The organism is Enterococcus sp. HMSC061C05 (genome assembly GCF_001814765.1).
Taxonomy (GTDB): Bacteria; Bacillota; Bacilli; order Lactobacillales; family Enterococcaceae; genus Enterococcus_B; species Enterococcus_B lactis.
This window is the reverse complement of sequence record NZ_KV817748.1, coordinates 100,443-101,954: the sequence shown is the minus strand read 5'-3', so window position 1 is coordinate 101,954 and position 1,512 is coordinate 100,443. Positions and strand designations below refer to the sequence as shown.

Annotated in this window: 1 protein-coding gene; it reads right to left on the bottom strand. The window is 29.1% G+C overall.

The window, feature by feature from the left end; all coding sequences use genetic code 11:
* Window positions 1–397: 397 nt before the first annotated feature.
* Window positions 398–691 (bottom strand): hypothetical protein, encoded by a 294-nt coding sequence (locus HMPREF2988_RS08730; protein ID WP_070770450.1) that lies wholly within the window; start codon window positions 689–691, stop codon window positions 398–400.
* Window positions 692–1,512: the final 821 nt, after the last annotated feature.

Genomic DNA, 1,512 nt, shown 5'->3' with positions numbered 1-1,512 from the left:
CAAGAAATAAGAAGGAATTTACGAAAATTGTTTCTCAAATTTTTATGAAAATTCGGCTTATTTCCGAAGGAGTTGCTTCTGCTTCCGCCGTTTATACGTGTTTAGAGCGTGAGACAAAAGTGTTCTTTACTTTTGTCCCACGCTCTTTTCATAATAAAATGAAGCGAAAATAATTTCTTTTAAAGAGCCGAGATTATCAGCTATATGAGAGTAAATTTGATGCAAAAAACAGAGCCAAAACAGTCTTAGTGTTCGTAGCTCTGTTGTTTGTTTCAAATTTAAGACAAAGAGTTGGCAAAAGATGTTGATGAGGAAGATAAGATCACTGTGTTATTTAAATTAGGAAAAATACAAACTAGGTAACTAACTGTAACAAGCTAATTTTAAGAGATTCTTATTAGAAGACGTTTAGGAATATTACTAAGAAAATGACTATGCAGGTAATTGTCATTTCAATAATGTTTTCTAATTTTCGCGTCTTTTTTTTAAGAAAAAGGCCAGAATCAGTTGAAAAAAAGTTGGTACGATAGTGAAGTGGGACAAAATTTCCTACTAATATTCCCACTAACAAGAGATAAAGTGGCCAGTTTGGTGTGTTTCCTCTATAAAAAAATGCCCACGCTACCGAAATCCCATAGATCAGCAACTGAATGATTTTTACAATGAAAAAAATTTTTTTGCCATTACTCAAGGTCTCTTCCTCCATGTATCGTTTATTTGTTTCATTTTATCATTACGATAGGCGCTTGAACAATACATTTTGTATTTTCTTGAGTACTCTTGGATAAACTGCCAGCGATTGTCATATTTATTTATGTTACTGCAAATCATCCTAGATTATGATTCCAAAAAGAATCATTGGGAGGCTGTGGCGTAAATATTATATTATAAGCCAGAAATACCTATATCTAGTTATTTCTGGCTTTTTTGATAGAAAAGTGACAGAAGAATAATACAAATAGCCTAATAATAGAATAGTTAATCATTTTTTTTCTTAATTGATCATTTTCTTTGCTTCATTTCATTTATGCAAGAGAAGGGTATTTTTTTCTTACTATCATAATGAAAAAACAAACTTTTTCTAATAAAAACAACAAAAAAATGTCTGAAAAATCGGACATAAAAGTGTTTGTTTTTGAGATGGCAACAGGGATAAAGAAAGGACAAGATTGATAGAACTCGTTCTAATGATTAAATAATTTTGAAGATAACCCAAAAATAAACAGAAAAGACTTAAATATATAAGATATCATTCTCTTTGTTTAAATTACGCAAGAGTATGATATTTTTTCATTGTCTAACTATTATTTTATAAACTTTTTTTATTTTTATAGTAAAAATTTGGAATCCTGTATAAAGGCTTTTATGTTAACATTTAAATGAATGTGCTTTCATATAGTTGGGATTTTGTATAGAGAAGATAAATAAACCATTAAAATTATAAACTTTGTGATGAATTTATAAATCCCGGATCACTTTACTAACTAAAAAAGGAGCCTAAATGAAAAAGAA